This window comes from Ruegeria atlantica (genome assembly GCF_013032505.1).
GTDB classification, from domain to species: Bacteria; Pseudomonadota; Alphaproteobacteria; order Rhodobacterales; family Rhodobacteraceae; genus Ruegeria; species Ruegeria atlantica_F.
This window is the reverse complement of record NZ_WQCG01000005.1, coordinates 194733-208958: the sequence shown is the minus strand read 5'-3', so window position 1 is coordinate 208958 and position 14226 is coordinate 194733. Positions and strand designations below refer to the sequence as shown.

Here is a 14226-nt window from a genome sequence, read left to right as displayed (position 1 = left end):
CGAGGTCTAAGCAAAAATCACGAAACCACCAGCTTGCCCCGCCCGCCCCGCTTGGATATCAAGCGTTTCAACCCAATTTCCCCGACCCAGAGGACGCGACATGGCCGCCTATCAATATGTCTACCACATGCAGGGTGTCTCCAAGACCTATCCCGGTGGCAAGAAGTGCTTTGAAAACATCCACCTGAGCTTTCTGCCCGGCGTAAAAATCGGTGTTGTCGGCGTTAACGGCGCGGGTAAGTCGACGCTGATGAAAATCATGGCGGGCCTGGATACAGATTTCTCGGGTGAGGCTTGGGCCGCCGAAGGCGCCAAGGTCGGTTACCTGCCGCAGGAACCGCAGCTGGATGAAACGCTCACCGTCCGCGAGAACGTCATGCTGGGCGTCGCCGCGAAAAAGGCCAAGGTCGACCGATTCAACGAAATCGCCATGGAAATCGCCGAGAACTACTCGGACGAGCTGATGGAGGAAATGACCACCCTGCAGGACGCGATCGACGCCGAAAACCTCTGGGACCTCGACAGCCAGATCGACGTGTCGATGGAGGCGCTGCGCTGCCCGCCGGACGATGCCAATATCGCCAACCTCTCGGGTGGTGAGAAACGCCGGGTGGCGCTCTGCAAGCTGCTGCTGGAAGCACCCGACATGCTGCTGCTGGACGAACCGACCAACCACCTGGACGCCGAGACCATCGCCTGGCTGCAACAGCACCTGATCGATTACAAGGGCACCATCCTGATCGTCACCCACGACCGTTACTTCCTGGATGACATCACCGGCTGGATTCTGGAACTCGACCGTGGCCGCGGCATTCCTTACGAGGGCAACTATTCCGCATGGCTGGAGCAAAAAGCCAAGCGGCTGGAGCAGGAAGCCCGCGAGGACAAGTCCAAGCAGAAGACCCTGCAGCGCGAGTTGGAATGGATGCGTCAGGGTCAGAAGGCGCGCCAGGCCAAGTCCAAGGCCCGGATCAACGCCTATAACGAGCTGGCCGAACAGTCCGAGCGCGAAAAGCTGACCCGCGCCCAGATCGTAATACCCAACGGCCAGCGCCTTGGTGGCAAGGTGATCGAGGTCGAGGGCCTGTCGAAACACATGGGCGACAAGCAACTGATCGAAGGGCTCGACTTCGCCCTGCCCCCCGGCGGCATCGTCGGCGTCATTGGCCCCAACGGCGCCGGTAAATCGACCCTGTTCAAGATGCTCACCGGTCAGGAACAGCCCGACAGCGGCACCATCACACTGGGCGACACGGTTGAGCTGTCATATGTCGACCAGTCCCGCGACGACCTCAAAGACAACGACACCGTATGGGAGGCGATCACCGGCGGCGCCGAGATCATCCAACTGGGTGACGCGCAGGTTAATTCCCGCGCCTATTGCTCGTCCTTCAACTTTAAGGGCGGCGACCAGCAGAAGAAAGTTTCGCTGCTGTCAGGCGGTGAGCGCAACCGCGTCCACATGGCCCGTCTGCTAAAAGAGGGTGGCAACGTGCTGCTGCTCGACGAACCGACCAACGACCTCGACGTCGAGACCCTGCGCGCGCTGGAAGACGCCCTCGTCGATTTCGCCGGCTGCGCCGTCGTAATCTCGCACGACCGCTTCTTCCTTGACCGGATTTGCACGCATATTCTGGCGTTTGAGGGAGATGCGCACGTGGAATGGTTTGAGGGCAACTTCGAGGATTACGAAGAGGACAAAAAGCGCCGCCTAGGCCCAGATGCACTGGAGCCCAAACGATTGAAGCACAAGAAGTTTGCGCGGTAGAAACTCTGCTTCAGGCCCGCAACCAATGGATATGGTTGCGGGCCTGAAGTAGACTGTTTGGAGCGAATGGTTTCGGTGATATCGGGAATACGCTTTGACCGGTATGTGCAGCTACCTTTCTTGGTTTCTACAGACCGTTATTGAGCTTCAAACACCCGATCAAAATTTAGCGTCGCACAAACCAAAGCACCTTGTCTGAGCATAACCGGTCTGTTCTTACAATAGCTTGCGGATATCAGTTACTTTTGCGACAGGCCGCCTGTCCTTTGGTTTTCTCCACTCTGAGCATGTTCCTCACTTAGAACGTCCCCAAAAAGCACAGTCAGTTCTTCTTTGTTTACTGATCGAGAAAATGCTGTTTGCGTTTTCTCAGTGTGCTCGTTTGGCACCGAATGTGCCAGCTCGCCTGATTTGAAAATACTGTTAAAGAATGACTTAAAAAGCATGTCTTTCACCTTGCGTATCGGATTTCTCTTTTTTGTAAGAAACTAAGTATTCGTATTAATGTTCCGCTGCGGGCCGATCCGAGCGTGCGGTGGAGGTCGGCTCAAGGACCGTATTTCCGTGAGTGGCCACCCGCAGCGGTGCGGCGTACATATGAAGGAAAGATCGCGCGCCAACGGGGAAGAAAACCGCGTTTCGCGTCATTTTTGAAAAGCCCGTCAAAAAGTCATTTTGTGATGCAGCCTTGCGACCTAAAGCTCACGCTGCTGCCTCGAATATGACGTTACGACACTTCTTTGCTGCTGATCGGTTTGGGGCTTCTTTTGGGCATTGCCCAGATCCAGAGCCGAGACTTTTGGCAAGCGGCGATACCATCAGTTTTCTAAGCAGTTAGTAGCCACTGTCGTAATCCACCCTTGCCACAGGCCCTCCCCAATGCCATATCAATGGCGCTTACGTTTTTCTATTTCGACCCACTGTCTCCGATTCCGGCGCTCAGTCTATCGATACAGACGACGACGCCGGGCTGCCGCAACTCCGTGGGCAGCACCAATTAGGAGACAACGGATATGCCCGCAGGCACCGTAAAATGGTTCAACACCACCAAAGGCTACGGCTTTATCGCACCTGAAGATGGCGGCAAAGACATCTTCGTACACATCTCGGCTGTCGAGCGTTCCGGCCTGACCGGTCTGGCCGACAACCAGAAAGTCACGTACGAGCTGCGCTCGGGTCGTGACGGCCGCGAAAGCGCCGACGACATCGCACTGGCCTAAGGCCACAGAAGGGCAGAGGTTAACTCTGCCCTTTTCGCATCACGCGGGGCAAAACTGCAACATAAGTGTGTCCCTGCGATTACATCACAATACGGTTACTCTTGGCAGATGATTGACCAGATCGGTTATCATTCCGACACTGGTTTACAATTTTTCCTGTTGTCCTGAAGAGAACCAATATGTTCACACGTCGCACTTTCCTTGCAGCATCTGCAGCCGCTGGCCTGACGCCCGGCCTTGCTTCGGCCAAGAAAAAAGCCGTTGAATACGATCCCACGCCGCAGTTCGTTCGGGTCAAGAAACAGTTTCTTCCGGGGCAGCTTCTGGTCGCTCCGCGATCGTTTTACTTGTACCTGATCACCGAACCGCGCAAGGCGATCCGCTATGGGTGCGGCGTCGGCAAAGCCGGACTGGAATTCACCGGTACGGCCACCATCGATGTCAAGAAAGAATGGCCGACATGGCGCCCCACGGACGAAATGATCGAACGCGAACCGACCACCTATGCCAGGTTCAAGGACAATGATTATGTCCAGCCGGGTGGAGGGGATAATCCGCTTGGCGCGCGCGCGCTCTATCTGTTCCAAAATGGGGTCGACACTTATTTCCGCATCCACGGAACGACCCAGCCGCAAACCATCGGGCGTGCTGCCTCAAACGGGTGTATCCGCATGCTGAACTCGCATGTCATCGATTTATATGAGCGTGTACCGGTTGGAACTGTGGTTACAGTAGTCTGAGGCTTTTACGGCGCGGACCAATCGACGTCCGTCGCTTCTTCGATCCGCAATAACCCGTCCGGCCAAGGTCGCGCCAAAGCCTTAGCGTCACCTTCTGAGCCATTAAGCCATGTCTGAATATCGGCAGGATGCAGCAGGACGCCCATTCGATGGTGTATCGGTTCCAGATCAGCATTGGGTGCGCAGGTCACTGCCGCAAACTGATCGACACGCAGGCCACCTGGGGCCTGCCAGCTGTCTGTAATCGCAGCAAAGAACAAAGTTGCGCCATCTGCCGAAGCAATACGCCACGCAGTTTTGTGACGTTTTTTGCCGGTCCACTCGTACCACCCGTCAACCGGGACAACGGCCCGGCCAACGCCTTCGAATGCGGCCTTGTCAAAGACGGTTTCAGACCTTGCGTTGATTATGGTTTCCATCACGGGTCGACCGCGAGCGTTGACACGCCCGACCGGGATCATCCCCCAACGCATGGGCGTCAGGCCGTCCGCAGTCAGGACTATCACCTCCTGCCCCGGTTGAATGTTCCTTCGGGGTGGTTGTGGGTCCTCATCATAAGGGACGTTCAATACCTGGGCTATTTCGGACATCGACCGTGTCAGGAAAAATCGCCCGGGCATCTTCTCAGTCCTGATTGGTCGAGGCTTCGACCAGCTCCAACACATAAGGTCCAAGTGCCGCAACGATCCGTGCCACACCCTCTTTGTTGGGGTGAATTCCGTCCGACTGCATGAATTGCCTTACTGCATTCGGGTCACCGTTTGGCTGCAATCCCTCAAAAAAGCTCTCTGCAAATACAAGTTGGTATGCCTTGGCCAAATCCGGGTACATCGCATCAAAAGCTTGCTTGTATTCGGCTCCGTAGTTCCCAGGCGCCTGCATTCCGATCAGCAAAACCTCGACCTCGGCCGCTTGGGCGGACGCCACGATTGTCTCAAGGTTCTCGCGCGACACAGCCGGGTCGATCCCCCGCAAAAGATCATTGCCGCCCAGCGCCACAATCATCGCGTCCACGTCGGGCGTCAGGGTCCAATCGACACGCGCCGCACCGCCAGCGGTCGTATCACCGGACACTCCGGCATTGATCAAGCGCGCCTCAGTGCCCTGGTCCTTTAGCCATTGGTCCAACTGTGGTACGAACCCGTCCTGTTCCGGCAATCCGTATCCTTGCGTCAGTGAGTCCCCCAGCGCAGCGATGACCACCGGCTCCGCTGTGGCGGTAAAGCCGCAACATGCAAACAGTACGGGCATCAAGGCCTTGCGCATTTTTTGAACCGCTCCATATCCCAATTTGACTGCCCCCGTGTGGAAATATCTATGACGACACCTGTTCTTTCGCTTCAAAATGCCGCTTTGTCACTGGATGGCAATGCCGGTCGCGTCGATATCCTGCATGAGATTAACCTGACTGTCGAAAAAGGCGAAACGCTGGGGCTTGTAGGGCCGTCCGGGTCTGGCAAATCCTCGCTGCTGATGTTGATGGGCGGGCTGGAGCAGGCAACTGCAGGCAAAATCACGGCCCTGGGTCAGGACCTGACTGGCATGGATGAGGACACGCTGGCCCGTTTCCGGCGCAACGCGATGGGAGTGGTCTTTCAGAACTTCCACCTGATCCCTACCATGACCGCCTTGGAAAACGTCGCGACCCCACTGGAATTGGCCGGCCATAAGGATGCGTTTCAACGCGCAAAGGCGGAGCTGGACGCAGTTGGGCTGGCGCATCGCCGTGATCACTATCCGGCACAATTGTCAGGTGGCGAACAGCAGCGCGTCGCACTAGCCCGTGCCGCGGCTCCACGTCCGCAGATTTTGTTGGCGGATGAGCCGACTGGAAATCTGGATGAAACCAACGGCGCGGCCATCGTCGATTTACTGTTCAGCCTGCGCGACAAACACGGGGCCACTCTCGTGCTTGTGACGCATAGCCATAGTCTTGCGCGCAAGTGCGATCGCGTTGTCCGGCTGCGTGATGGGCGGATTTCGGAAGACAGCCAGCAAGAGGCCGCAGAATGAGCCTTAAGCTGGCTGGTCGGCTGGCACGCCGTGAGCTGCGGGGCGGTCTGCATGGGTTTCGTGTTTTTCTGGCGTGTCTGGCGCTGGGTGTTGCAGCAATCGCAGCAGTTGGGTCGGTGCGCCATGCGATACAGGCAGGTTTGACCGAGGAAGGCGCCTCACTTTTGGGTGGGGATGCACAACTAGAATTCACCTATCGGTTCGCAACAGATGAAGAACGCGCCTGGATGGACCAGACCGGGACAGACGTGTCAGAAGTGGTCGATTTTCGGTCGATGGCTGTTGCTGATCAGGGTTTAGAAACGCAGCGCGCCCTGACGCAGGTTAAATCGGTCGATGACACTTACCCTTTGTTGGGGGCTCCGGTTCTGGAACCTGCGATGCCCTTGTCCAAGGCTTTGGGCACGCATCAAGGTCTTCCCGGCGCGGTGATGGACCCATCCCTTATTGATCGGCTAGGCCTTTCCGTCGGAGATCGGTTTGCACTGGGAACTCAAGAGTTCATACTGGCCGCTGGCTTGATCCACGAACCTGACGGGGCCGCGGATGGCTTTGGTCTGGGTCCCCGAACGCTTGTCCGAACCCAAGACTTGCAAGAATCCGGCCTGTTGGAACCGGGAACCCTGTTTTCAACCAAGTACCGCCTGACCCTGCCACAAGGAACCGATCTGCAAGACTTGTCGGTAGAAGCACGCCAGAATTTTGAGGGCACTGGCATGCGATGGACCGACGCGCGCAACGGCGCGCCGGGAATTGCGGAATTCGTCGGACGACTCAGCGCATTTCTGGTGCTGGTCGGGTTGTCGGGCCTTGCCGTCGGCGGCATCGGAGTATCAGCGGCTGTGCGCGCCTATCTGTCCCAAAAAACCGAGACCATCGCGACACTTCGCACACTGGGCGCTGATAAGGCGACGATATTCCAAACCTATATGATCCAGATCGGAGTTCTGTCGGGGATCGGCATCTTGCTGGGCGTCGCGCTGGGTGGCTTACTGCCCCTGTTGCTGGCCCCCTTGATCGAAGCCCGCCTGCCGGTGCCTGCGGTGTTCTCCTTCTACCCGGCCCCGCTTGCCGAAGCAGCTTTGTACGGCATACTGACGGCATTTCTGTTTACGCTCTGGCCCCTTGCCCGTACCGAAGACGTCCGCGCAGCAACTCTGTTTCGGGATGCCCTGACCTCGGCTCGTGCGATTCCACGGGGTGCATACCTTATTGCAACTGGCGCGGGCCTCACGTTGCTGATCGGATGCGCAGCCTTGTTCAGCGGCTCAGCGCGCCTGACAATCTGGACCGCCGGAGGGTTGGCGGGCGCTTTACTGCTGCTTTCCCTGGCTGCCTATGCGGTGCGAAGACTTGCCCGTCTCAGCACGTCTTCGGCGCGCGGACGCCCCGCCCTAAGGTGGGCCTTATCTGCCATCTCAGACCCGCGCGAGGGTGCCGCATCCGTGGTTCTGTCTCTGGGTCTTGGGCTTTCGGTTCTGGCGGCAGTCGGGCAGATCGACGGCACCTTGCGCAATGCAATTTCCGGGAACCTGCCGGATGTCGCCCCCTCGTATTTCTTCGTCGACATTCAGAAAGAGCAGATGCCTGGCTTTACCGAGCGCCTGAACTCAGACCCCGCCGTCAGCCGGATAGAAAGTGCGCCGATGCTGCGCGGGATCATCACGCAGATCAACGGCACGCCCGCCCGCGAGGTGGCAGGTGATCATTGGGTTCTGGATGGCGACCGGGGCGTAACCTACTCGGTCCAGCCCCCCGAAAACGCGCGTATCACCTCGGGTGAGTGGTGGGCTGAAGACTATGCTGGCACACCGCAAGTCAGTTTCGCTGCCGAAGAAGCTGAAGAAATGGGCCTGAAACTGGGCGACCAGCTGACCGTGAATATTCTGGGCCGTGACATTACCGCTGAACTCACTTCAATGCGCGAAGTTGATTTCTCGAACGCCGGTATGGGATTTATCATGTCGATGAACCCATCAGCCCTGGCCGGTGCCCCGCACAGCTTCATTGCCACGGTATATGCCGAAGAACAGGCGGAAACAGCAATTCTGCGCGATCTCGCCGGGAAATTCCCCAACATAACGGCGATCCGCGTTCGCGATGCGATTGACCGGGTCTCGGGCTTGCTGGCAGGCATCGCCGCAGCGACGTCCTATGGCGCAGGAATTTCCCTTCTGACCGGTTTTTTGGTGCTCATCGGTGCTGCCGCAGCCGGAGAACCTGCCCGCCGATACGAGGCCGCGATCCTCAAGACACTCGGTGCGGACCGACGGCGCATCTTGGTCAGTTTTGCTTTACGCGCAGCACTGTTGGGCGCAGCCGCAGGTGGCGTTGCCCTGCTAACTGGCATTCTGGGGGGCTGGGCCGTTGCCACCTATATCTTCGACACGAATTTCTCGGTTATCTGGCCATCCGCCATCGGCATTGTTCTGGCGGGTATCTTCGTGACGCTCGGCGCAGGGCTGATCTTTGCCTTGCGCCCCCTGGCCGTCCGCCCGGCCCGCATCCTGCGCGCCAGCGATTAACCGACGCGTGCGCAGGCAACCGGTTGCAGAATCTGCAGCAAAGGATCGTTGTCGCACACAAGGGCGTCCAGAGTAATCTCGTCCAACGAGGCGTAAAAAACCTCAGCCGCGTCTTGCAGCGCCAAACGCAGGCGGCAGGCATCGGTCAACGGGCATGTGTTGTCCGCATCCGCAAAACACTCTGCCAGCGGCAGGTTGCCTTCGACATCACGAAACACCGATCCGATCCGAATTTGTTCGGCCGAACGCGCCAGAACCATACCGCCGTTGCGACCGCGTTGGGTGCTAAGATAGTCCAACTGGCTAAGCTGGTTGATTACCTGCGCCAGATGGTTCTCCGAGATATTGCACACTTCGGCAATCTCGGACTTGGTGACCAGCCTGTCCTGATGCGCTGCACAATACATCAGCAGCCGCACCGCAATGTTCGTCCGTTTGGTTATCCGCATCGTGACCTCCCAGATTTCAAGATGCAGACTTATTGCATGTCTGATCAAAAAGCGGTTTGACATACATCAATCGTCAAGAAAGGACATGTGGGCACATGGCAGATCCCTATTTCTTTGGCTACGGCAGCCTCGTGAACCTGTCGACCCACGACTTTCCCGATCCGCGCCCTGCGCGTCTCAAAGGCTGGCGGCGTGCATGGAAGCACACTGACCTACGACCTGTCGCCTTCCTGACGGCGGTTCCAGACCCCGAGTCCGAAATCGAAGGTATGATTGCGCATGTGCCAAAAAACGATTGGGTTGCACTGGACGACCGTGAATGGGCCTATGACCGGATATCCGCCACCCAAGCCGTTACCCACCCCCTGAAGCATGAGGTCGAGATTGCCGTCTATGCTGTGCCTCATGACCGGCACAACGCGCCAAGCAACCACCATCCCTTGCTTCTGAGTTACATTGACGTGGTCGTACAAGGATACCTGCGCGCATTTGGTGAAGACGGCGCAGATCGTTTCTTTGCCACCACCGATGGATGGGATGCGCCGATCCTGAACGACCGGTCCACGCCACGGTACCCGCGCCATCAGCAATTGAAATCGGTTGAGACAAAATTCGTGGATGACCGTCTCAGCCTTCTTTCAGCCCGAATTGTGCAGAACGCATAGAAAAAGGCGGAATCGAATGATCCCGCCTCTCTTCATTCTATTACAAAACGCTCAGGCTTTTGCGCGAATAACCTGCAGTAGCGGCAGCAGCGTGGCCATCTCAGGCCCACGCTCCATGCCGGTCAGCGCTTTTCGCAATGGCATGAACAGGCCTTTGCCCTTACGCCCGGTCGCCTCTTTTACTGTGCTGGTCCATTTGCTCCAGGTTTCGCCATCGAAGGGACCTTCGGGCAGCAAGGTCATAGCTTCAGCGATGAAGTCACGATCCTCATCCGCGATCAATGGCTCTGCCCCATCGCGGCACAATTCCCACCAGCCCTTGAGGTCAGCCAAGGTTGTGATGTTCTCGCGTGCCATCGCCCAAAAAGGTTCGGCCAGTTCGGCGGGAACGCCAGCTTCTGCAACGGCATCGGCCACATCGGACAAAGGCAGGGATTGCAGGTGCTTTGCGGTCAGCGGGAACAGATCCTGCACATCGAACTTTGTCGGGGCCGCGCCAAAGCGGTTGATATCGAACCCTTCGACCAATTCGGCCATATCGGACCGAAGCTCAACCGGATCAGACGAACCCAAACGCGCCATCAGGCTCAGCAAAGCCAACGGCTTAACACCCTGCTCACGCAAGTCGCGCAGCGCCAGCGTTCCCAGACGTTTCGACAGCGCCTCACCCTGAGGACCGGTCAGCAGCGAATGGTGGGCAAAGCGCGGGCAAGTGCCACCCAGCGCCTCGATGATCTGAATCTGCGTTGCGGTGTTGGTCACGTGGTCCGAGCCACGCACAACATCCGTGACACCCATTTCTGTGTCATCCACCACGGACGCAATCGTATATAGAACCTGACCATCGCCGCGGATCAGAACCGGGTCGGAAACCGAGGCCGCATCGATCGAGATGTCGCCCAGAATACCGTCATTCCACTCGATCCGCTCGTGATCCAGCTTGAACCGCCAGACGCCATTGCCGCGTTCAGCCCGCAGCGCTTCTTTCTCAGCATCACTTAGGTTCAGCGCCGCGCGGTCATAGACCGGCGGCTTGCCCATGTTCAGTTGTTTTTTACGCTTGAGGTCCAGCTCGGTGGGCGTCTCGAATGCCTCATAAAAGCGGCCCATTTCGCGCAACTTGTCAGCAGCCTCTGCGTAACGGTCCAAACGCTCGGACTGTCGCTCGACCTTGTCCCAATGCAGGCCCAACCACTCCAGATCTTGCTTAATGGCGTCGACATATTCTTCTTTCGACCGTTCTGGATCGGTGTCGTCAATCCGCAAGATGAACGTGCCGCCAGCTTTACGGGCGATCAGGTAGTTCATCAGGGCGGTGCGCAGGTTGCCCACGTGGATGTAACCGGTGGGCGACGGGGCAAAACGGGTGGTTGTCATAGGTGTCTCCTGTTGGCGCGGCTCATGTCACAGGATTGACCAATTGTCCAGCAAAGGCGTTCAGGTTGGCTTAACGGGCCAGTGCCCATTCAGGTCCTTTAACCCCGCGCGGATCAGTTCAGACAGCACGTCCATATCGATATCCGCCAGCTTGTTCACATAGAGGCAGGATTTGCCCAGCTTGTGCTTGCCCAACCGCGACAGGATATCCCCAAAATCCGCGTAACCGGGCATGATGTAGATCGACAGTGCAGTCTTGCGTGGCGAAAATCCGGTTGCCAGAAATTCGCCCTCACGCCCTGACTTGTAGCGATAGTGATAACGTCCATAACCCACGATAGATGGTCCCCACATGACGGGTTCGAAACCGGTTGTTTGCCGAAAAAGAGTATTCAGCGCACGCGCATCATCCGCCTTCTTCGCCGGTTGAACGGTCAATAAAAAGCTCTCGACGCTTTGCCCTGTGGGAACGGTTTTGTTTTCGGATCGCGCCATAAACAAAAATTAACACGTAATGTTCATCAACGCAGCCCATTTGAAAAGGGTATACACTGGCAAGAGACTCGCGCCGACCTAAACTCACTGAATGCTGTTCTGACAGGGAGAACCAAAATGACCATCAAATTCACACGCCGCGCAGCGCTGGGAACCGCGGCAGCATTACCCTTTGCCGCGGCTGCGGCACCGGTTCTGGCGGCTGGGGCCGAGACCAAGGCAAATTCTACCATCGCCAAGTCCTTTGCATTGGGCGATTTCACAGTAACGACACTGCTGGATGGCAGCCTGCCGCGCGACGGCGCCCAGGAAATCTTTGGCGGCGGCGCGTCGGATGAAGACTTTGCAAAAGTTTCGGCAGACAATTTCATCTCGCCCGATGTCGCACAATTCTTCTTTACCCCGACGCTCGTGAACACCGGGTCGGAACTGGTTCTGTTCGACACAGGTTTGGGACAGGGCGGCATACAGGCCGCGTTGGCAGACGCTGGCGTGACGCCGGATCAGATCGACGTCGTTGTGATCACCCATATGCACCCCGACCATATCGGCGGCATGACAACAAATGACGCGCCCACCTTTCCGAATGCGCGCTATGTGACATCATCCCCAGAGTACGACTTTTGGGCAGCGCAGGACGCGGGCAACCGAGTTGGTGATCTGGTTGCCGCCAAGGTAACGCCGTTGGCCGAAAAGATGACCTTCTTGCAAGATGGTGGCGAGGTTGCATCGGGTATCACAGCAGTGGCTGCCTATGGGCATACCCCCGGTCACACCGTGTATCACCTGGAAAGCAATGGGCAGCGTCTCGTTCTGACCGCCGATCTGGCCAATCACTATGTCTGGTCCTTTGCGCACCCCGAATGGGAGGTCCGTTTTGATATGGACAAGGCTGCAGCAACAGCCTCACGTCGCAATGTGCTGGGGATGCTGGCCGCGGACAAAGTTCCGATGATTGGTTATCACATGCCATTCCCGGCGGCCGGTTTCGTGGAAAGCCGGGGGGAAGGCTTCCGCTTTGTTCCAGTCAGCTATCAGATGATGGGCTGACGCATCAGTAACCGGCATCCGGCCGTACTTTCGAACCATCCGAAAAACGGGACAGGCGAAAGGCGGCCGGATCAACACATGGCGTGGTTTCACAAACCAAATCGGCCATCAAACGACCCGCTCCGGGGCCAATCCCAAAGCCGTGGCCCGAGAACCCTGTGGCGATAAACATTCCCGGCAGCGTATCAACCGCAGAGATCACCGGAATGGCGTCGGGCGTGACATCGATCAACCCGGCCCAACTTTGAACGATCTCTGCCTGTTCCAATACCGGGAACCCTTTGCGCGCTCGCGCCCATGTCCTCTTCAGGACTTTGCCAGAGGGCTCGGGGTCCAGCACGCGGCAAAGTTCAAATGGCGTGACGTCGGTTGGCAACCATGATCGGTCCTCTCCGGCCTCTGCAGCCCAGCGTTTGGACAGCCTGAACCGCAAGGATCGCCATTCTTGCCGGAACGCCGGTACAAACTGCATCGCAAGCCGGAAACTGTCCGGTACGATATCCACAGTATTTTCGTGCCCGGACGCAATAGTGTAGCCGCCATCAGCCCTTTTTCGCATCGCGAAATCATCTGACCACATTGCGGTTTCTGGCCCATTCACCGGTGACGTGCGCAATACCGTATTGAGAACCTTAAGCTGCGGCAGTTCAATCCCTGCGTTTCCAGCAAACAGGCGCGACCACGCGCCTCCGGCAAGAACCACCCGTGCACAAGCCACCCGGCCACGTTCGGTAAACACACCTGAGATATGGCCGTTCTCAATGTCAACGCTGCGAACCGCGCAGTTGGTCATCAGACACGCGCCCTTGTCGCGTGCGGCCTCCGCAATCGCGGGGGCGGCCCATTGCGGTTCGGCTCGCCCGTCTCGCGGCATGTGCAAGGCAACTTTCAACCCCGATTGATTGTTGGGCAACAGAGCATCCAGTTCGGCCCCTGAAACCATCTGTGCGCCGGTTTGTAAACCTTCAACATTGCACATCCAGCGTTCAAGGTTTGCGTGATCTCGCTTTCCTGAGGCACCAAAAAGGATGCCAGACCGCGAAAAACCAGTTTGGCGTCCGGTACGTTGATCAAGATGCTGCCAGATATGCTGCGCTTCCAACATAAGCGGGATTTCACGCGGGTCCCGCAGACCCAAACGTACCCACCCCCAGTTTCGCGAACTTTGCTCGCCCGCGATCTGGCCCTTTTCGCACAGCAAAACCGAGGCGCCCCGTTCTGACAGCTCCAAAGCCGTCGAAGCGCCAATGATTCCCCCACCTATGACCACAACGTCAACGGACTTGGGAAGATGCAAATCGGGTTCTACAGGATTTGGTTTAGGACCGGGCATTCGCCGCTCTTACTTCATTGCTTGGACCGCAATGAATGCGCGGTATCAGCTATTAGGCAACATGCCGCCTAACGCGCGAATCACAATTTTTGCAAGCTGTGGTTATAGTGCCAGTTTGATCCCTGGCACTATTTCTTTTATCAGGCCCTGGCCCTTAAGCAGCGCCGCAGAGTTCAGCCCACTTCTGACGCAATGTGGCTGTCAGGCCAGCATCATTGCCGGAAGTTTCTTCGGCCAGACTTTCCTGTGACGGCAGTTCGGGAAGAATCAAAGAAGCAGCTGGTTCTACCTGCACCGCACCGTTTTCTGGCGGCGTCTCAGCCCCCAAAAGGTCGGCAATGGCAGAATCTATCTGCTCTTCATCTAGATCATGGCCCTTGGATTCCATCGAACGCCACGGAAGTGGCGAGTGGAGTGGCCTATCATATTGCTCACGCATTTTCACACCAAATCGTTAACACAGACACCCAATTAATGATGCGTAACAAACCAAACCCGATCTAAAACACCGAGCCATTCAAGAATGCGCCGCATCTGCCCCACTTGAGGCGGCAATTAAGCTAAAATGTGTCAGAAAAATGTCCTGATTTC

Annotated in this window: 14 protein-coding genes; 7 read left to right on the top strand and 7 right to left on the bottom strand. The window is 57.3% G+C overall.

Annotated elements, in window-relative coordinates; genetic code table 11:
* Positions 1-100 precede the first annotated feature (100 nt).
* The 3 genes from ettA to GOW92_RS18280 all read left to right on the top strand — a co-directional run bounded on the left by ettA (position 101) and on the right by GOW92_RS18280 (position 3728).
* Positions 101-1768, top strand: coding sequence for an energy-dependent translational throttle protein EttA (gene ettA / locus GOW92_RS18290; RefSeq protein ID WP_170562977.1), 1668 nt, complete (start codon positions 101-103; stop codon positions 1766-1768).
* 1013 nt (positions 1769-2781) lie between these two features.
* Positions 2782-2988, top strand: coding sequence for a cold-shock protein (locus GOW92_RS18285; RefSeq protein ID WP_039523244.1), 207 nt, complete (start codon positions 2782-2784; stop codon positions 2986-2988).
* Positions 2989-3167: 179 nt separating this feature from the next.
* Complete coding sequence (locus GOW92_RS18280) at positions 3168-3728, top strand: L,D-transpeptidase family protein (RefSeq protein WP_170562975.1); 561 nt, start codon at positions 3168-3170, stop codon at positions 3726-3728.
* A gap of 5 nt (positions 3729-3733) precedes the next feature.
* On the opposite strand, the gene GOW92_RS18275 is transcribed toward GOW92_RS18280, so the two are convergent.
* Entirely contained in the window at positions 3734-4348 is a 615-nt protein-coding gene (locus GOW92_RS18275) for an SOS response-associated peptidase (RefSeq protein WP_170562973.1), read from the bottom strand.
* Between the two features lie 4 nt (positions 4349-4352).
* On the bottom strand, positions 4353-4979 hold the full coding sequence (locus GOW92_RS18270; RefSeq protein WP_254453079.1) for an arylesterase: 627 nt from the start codon (positions 4977-4979) through the stop codon (positions 4353-4355).
* Between the two features lie 66 nt (positions 4980-5045).
* Here GOW92_RS18270 and GOW92_RS18265 point away from each other — a divergent pair, with 66 nt between their 5' ends.
* Positions 5046-5741, top strand: coding sequence for an ABC transporter ATP-binding protein (locus GOW92_RS18265; protein ID WP_170562969.1), 696 nt, complete (start codon positions 5046-5048; stop codon positions 5739-5741).
* Positions 5738-8266 (top strand): ABC transporter permease, encoded by a 2529-nt coding sequence (locus tag GOW92_RS18260; RefSeq protein WP_170562967.1) that lies wholly within the window; start codon positions 5738-5740, stop codon positions 8264-8266. Before GOW92_RS18265 ends, GOW92_RS18260 begins: the two co-directional genes overlap by 4 nt.
* Here GOW92_RS18260 and GOW92_RS18255 read toward each other — a convergent pair.
* A complete protein-coding gene (locus GOW92_RS18255) occupies positions 8263-8715 on the bottom strand; it encodes an RrF2 family transcriptional regulator (RefSeq protein ID WP_170562965.1) in 453 nt (150 codons plus the stop codon). The two genes, GOW92_RS18260 and GOW92_RS18255, sit on opposite strands and share 4 nt — an antisense overlap.
* Positions 8716-8810: 95 nt before the next feature.
* On the opposite strand from GOW92_RS18255, the gene GOW92_RS18250 reads away from it, so the two are divergent.
* Positions 8811-9380 (top strand): gamma-glutamylcyclotransferase family protein, encoded by a 570-nt coding sequence (locus tag GOW92_RS18250; protein WP_170562963.1) that lies wholly within the window; start codon positions 8811-8813, stop codon positions 9378-9380.
* A gap of 51 nt (positions 9381-9431) precedes the next feature.
* Here the strand turns inward: GOW92_RS18250 and gltX are convergent, their stop codons facing one another.
* Complete coding sequence (gltX, locus tag GOW92_RS18245) at positions 9432-10757, bottom strand: glutamate--tRNA ligase (RefSeq protein WP_170562961.1); 1326 nt, start codon at positions 10755-10757, stop codon at positions 9432-9434.
* 60 nt (positions 10758-10817) lie between these two features.
* On the bottom strand, positions 10818-11252 hold the full coding sequence (locus GOW92_RS18240) for a DUF1801 domain-containing protein (protein ID WP_170562957.1): 435 nt from the start codon (positions 11250-11252) through the stop codon (positions 10818-10820).
* Positions 11253-11369: 117 nt separating this feature from the next.
* On the opposite strand from GOW92_RS18240, the gene GOW92_RS18235 reads away from it, so the two are divergent.
* On the top strand, positions 11370-12302 hold the full coding sequence (locus tag GOW92_RS18235; protein WP_170562953.1) for an MBL fold metallo-hydrolase: 933 nt from the start codon (positions 11370-11372) through the stop codon (positions 12300-12302).
* A gap of 4 nt (positions 12303-12306) precedes the next feature.
* On the opposite strand, the gene GOW92_RS18230 is transcribed toward GOW92_RS18235, so the two are convergent.
* A complete protein-coding gene (locus tag GOW92_RS18230) occupies positions 12307-13635 on the bottom strand; it encodes an NAD(P)/FAD-dependent oxidoreductase (RefSeq protein WP_170562950.1) in 1329 nt (442 codons plus the stop codon).
* Positions 13636-13789: 154 nt separating this feature from the next.
* The gene (locus tag GOW92_RS18225; RefSeq protein ID WP_170562947.1) at positions 13790-14023 is read right to left on the bottom strand and encodes a hypothetical protein; all 234 of its coding nucleotides are present in this window, start codon (positions 14021-14023) and stop codon (positions 13790-13792) included.
* Between the last annotated feature and the right edge of the window lie 203 nt (positions 14024-14226).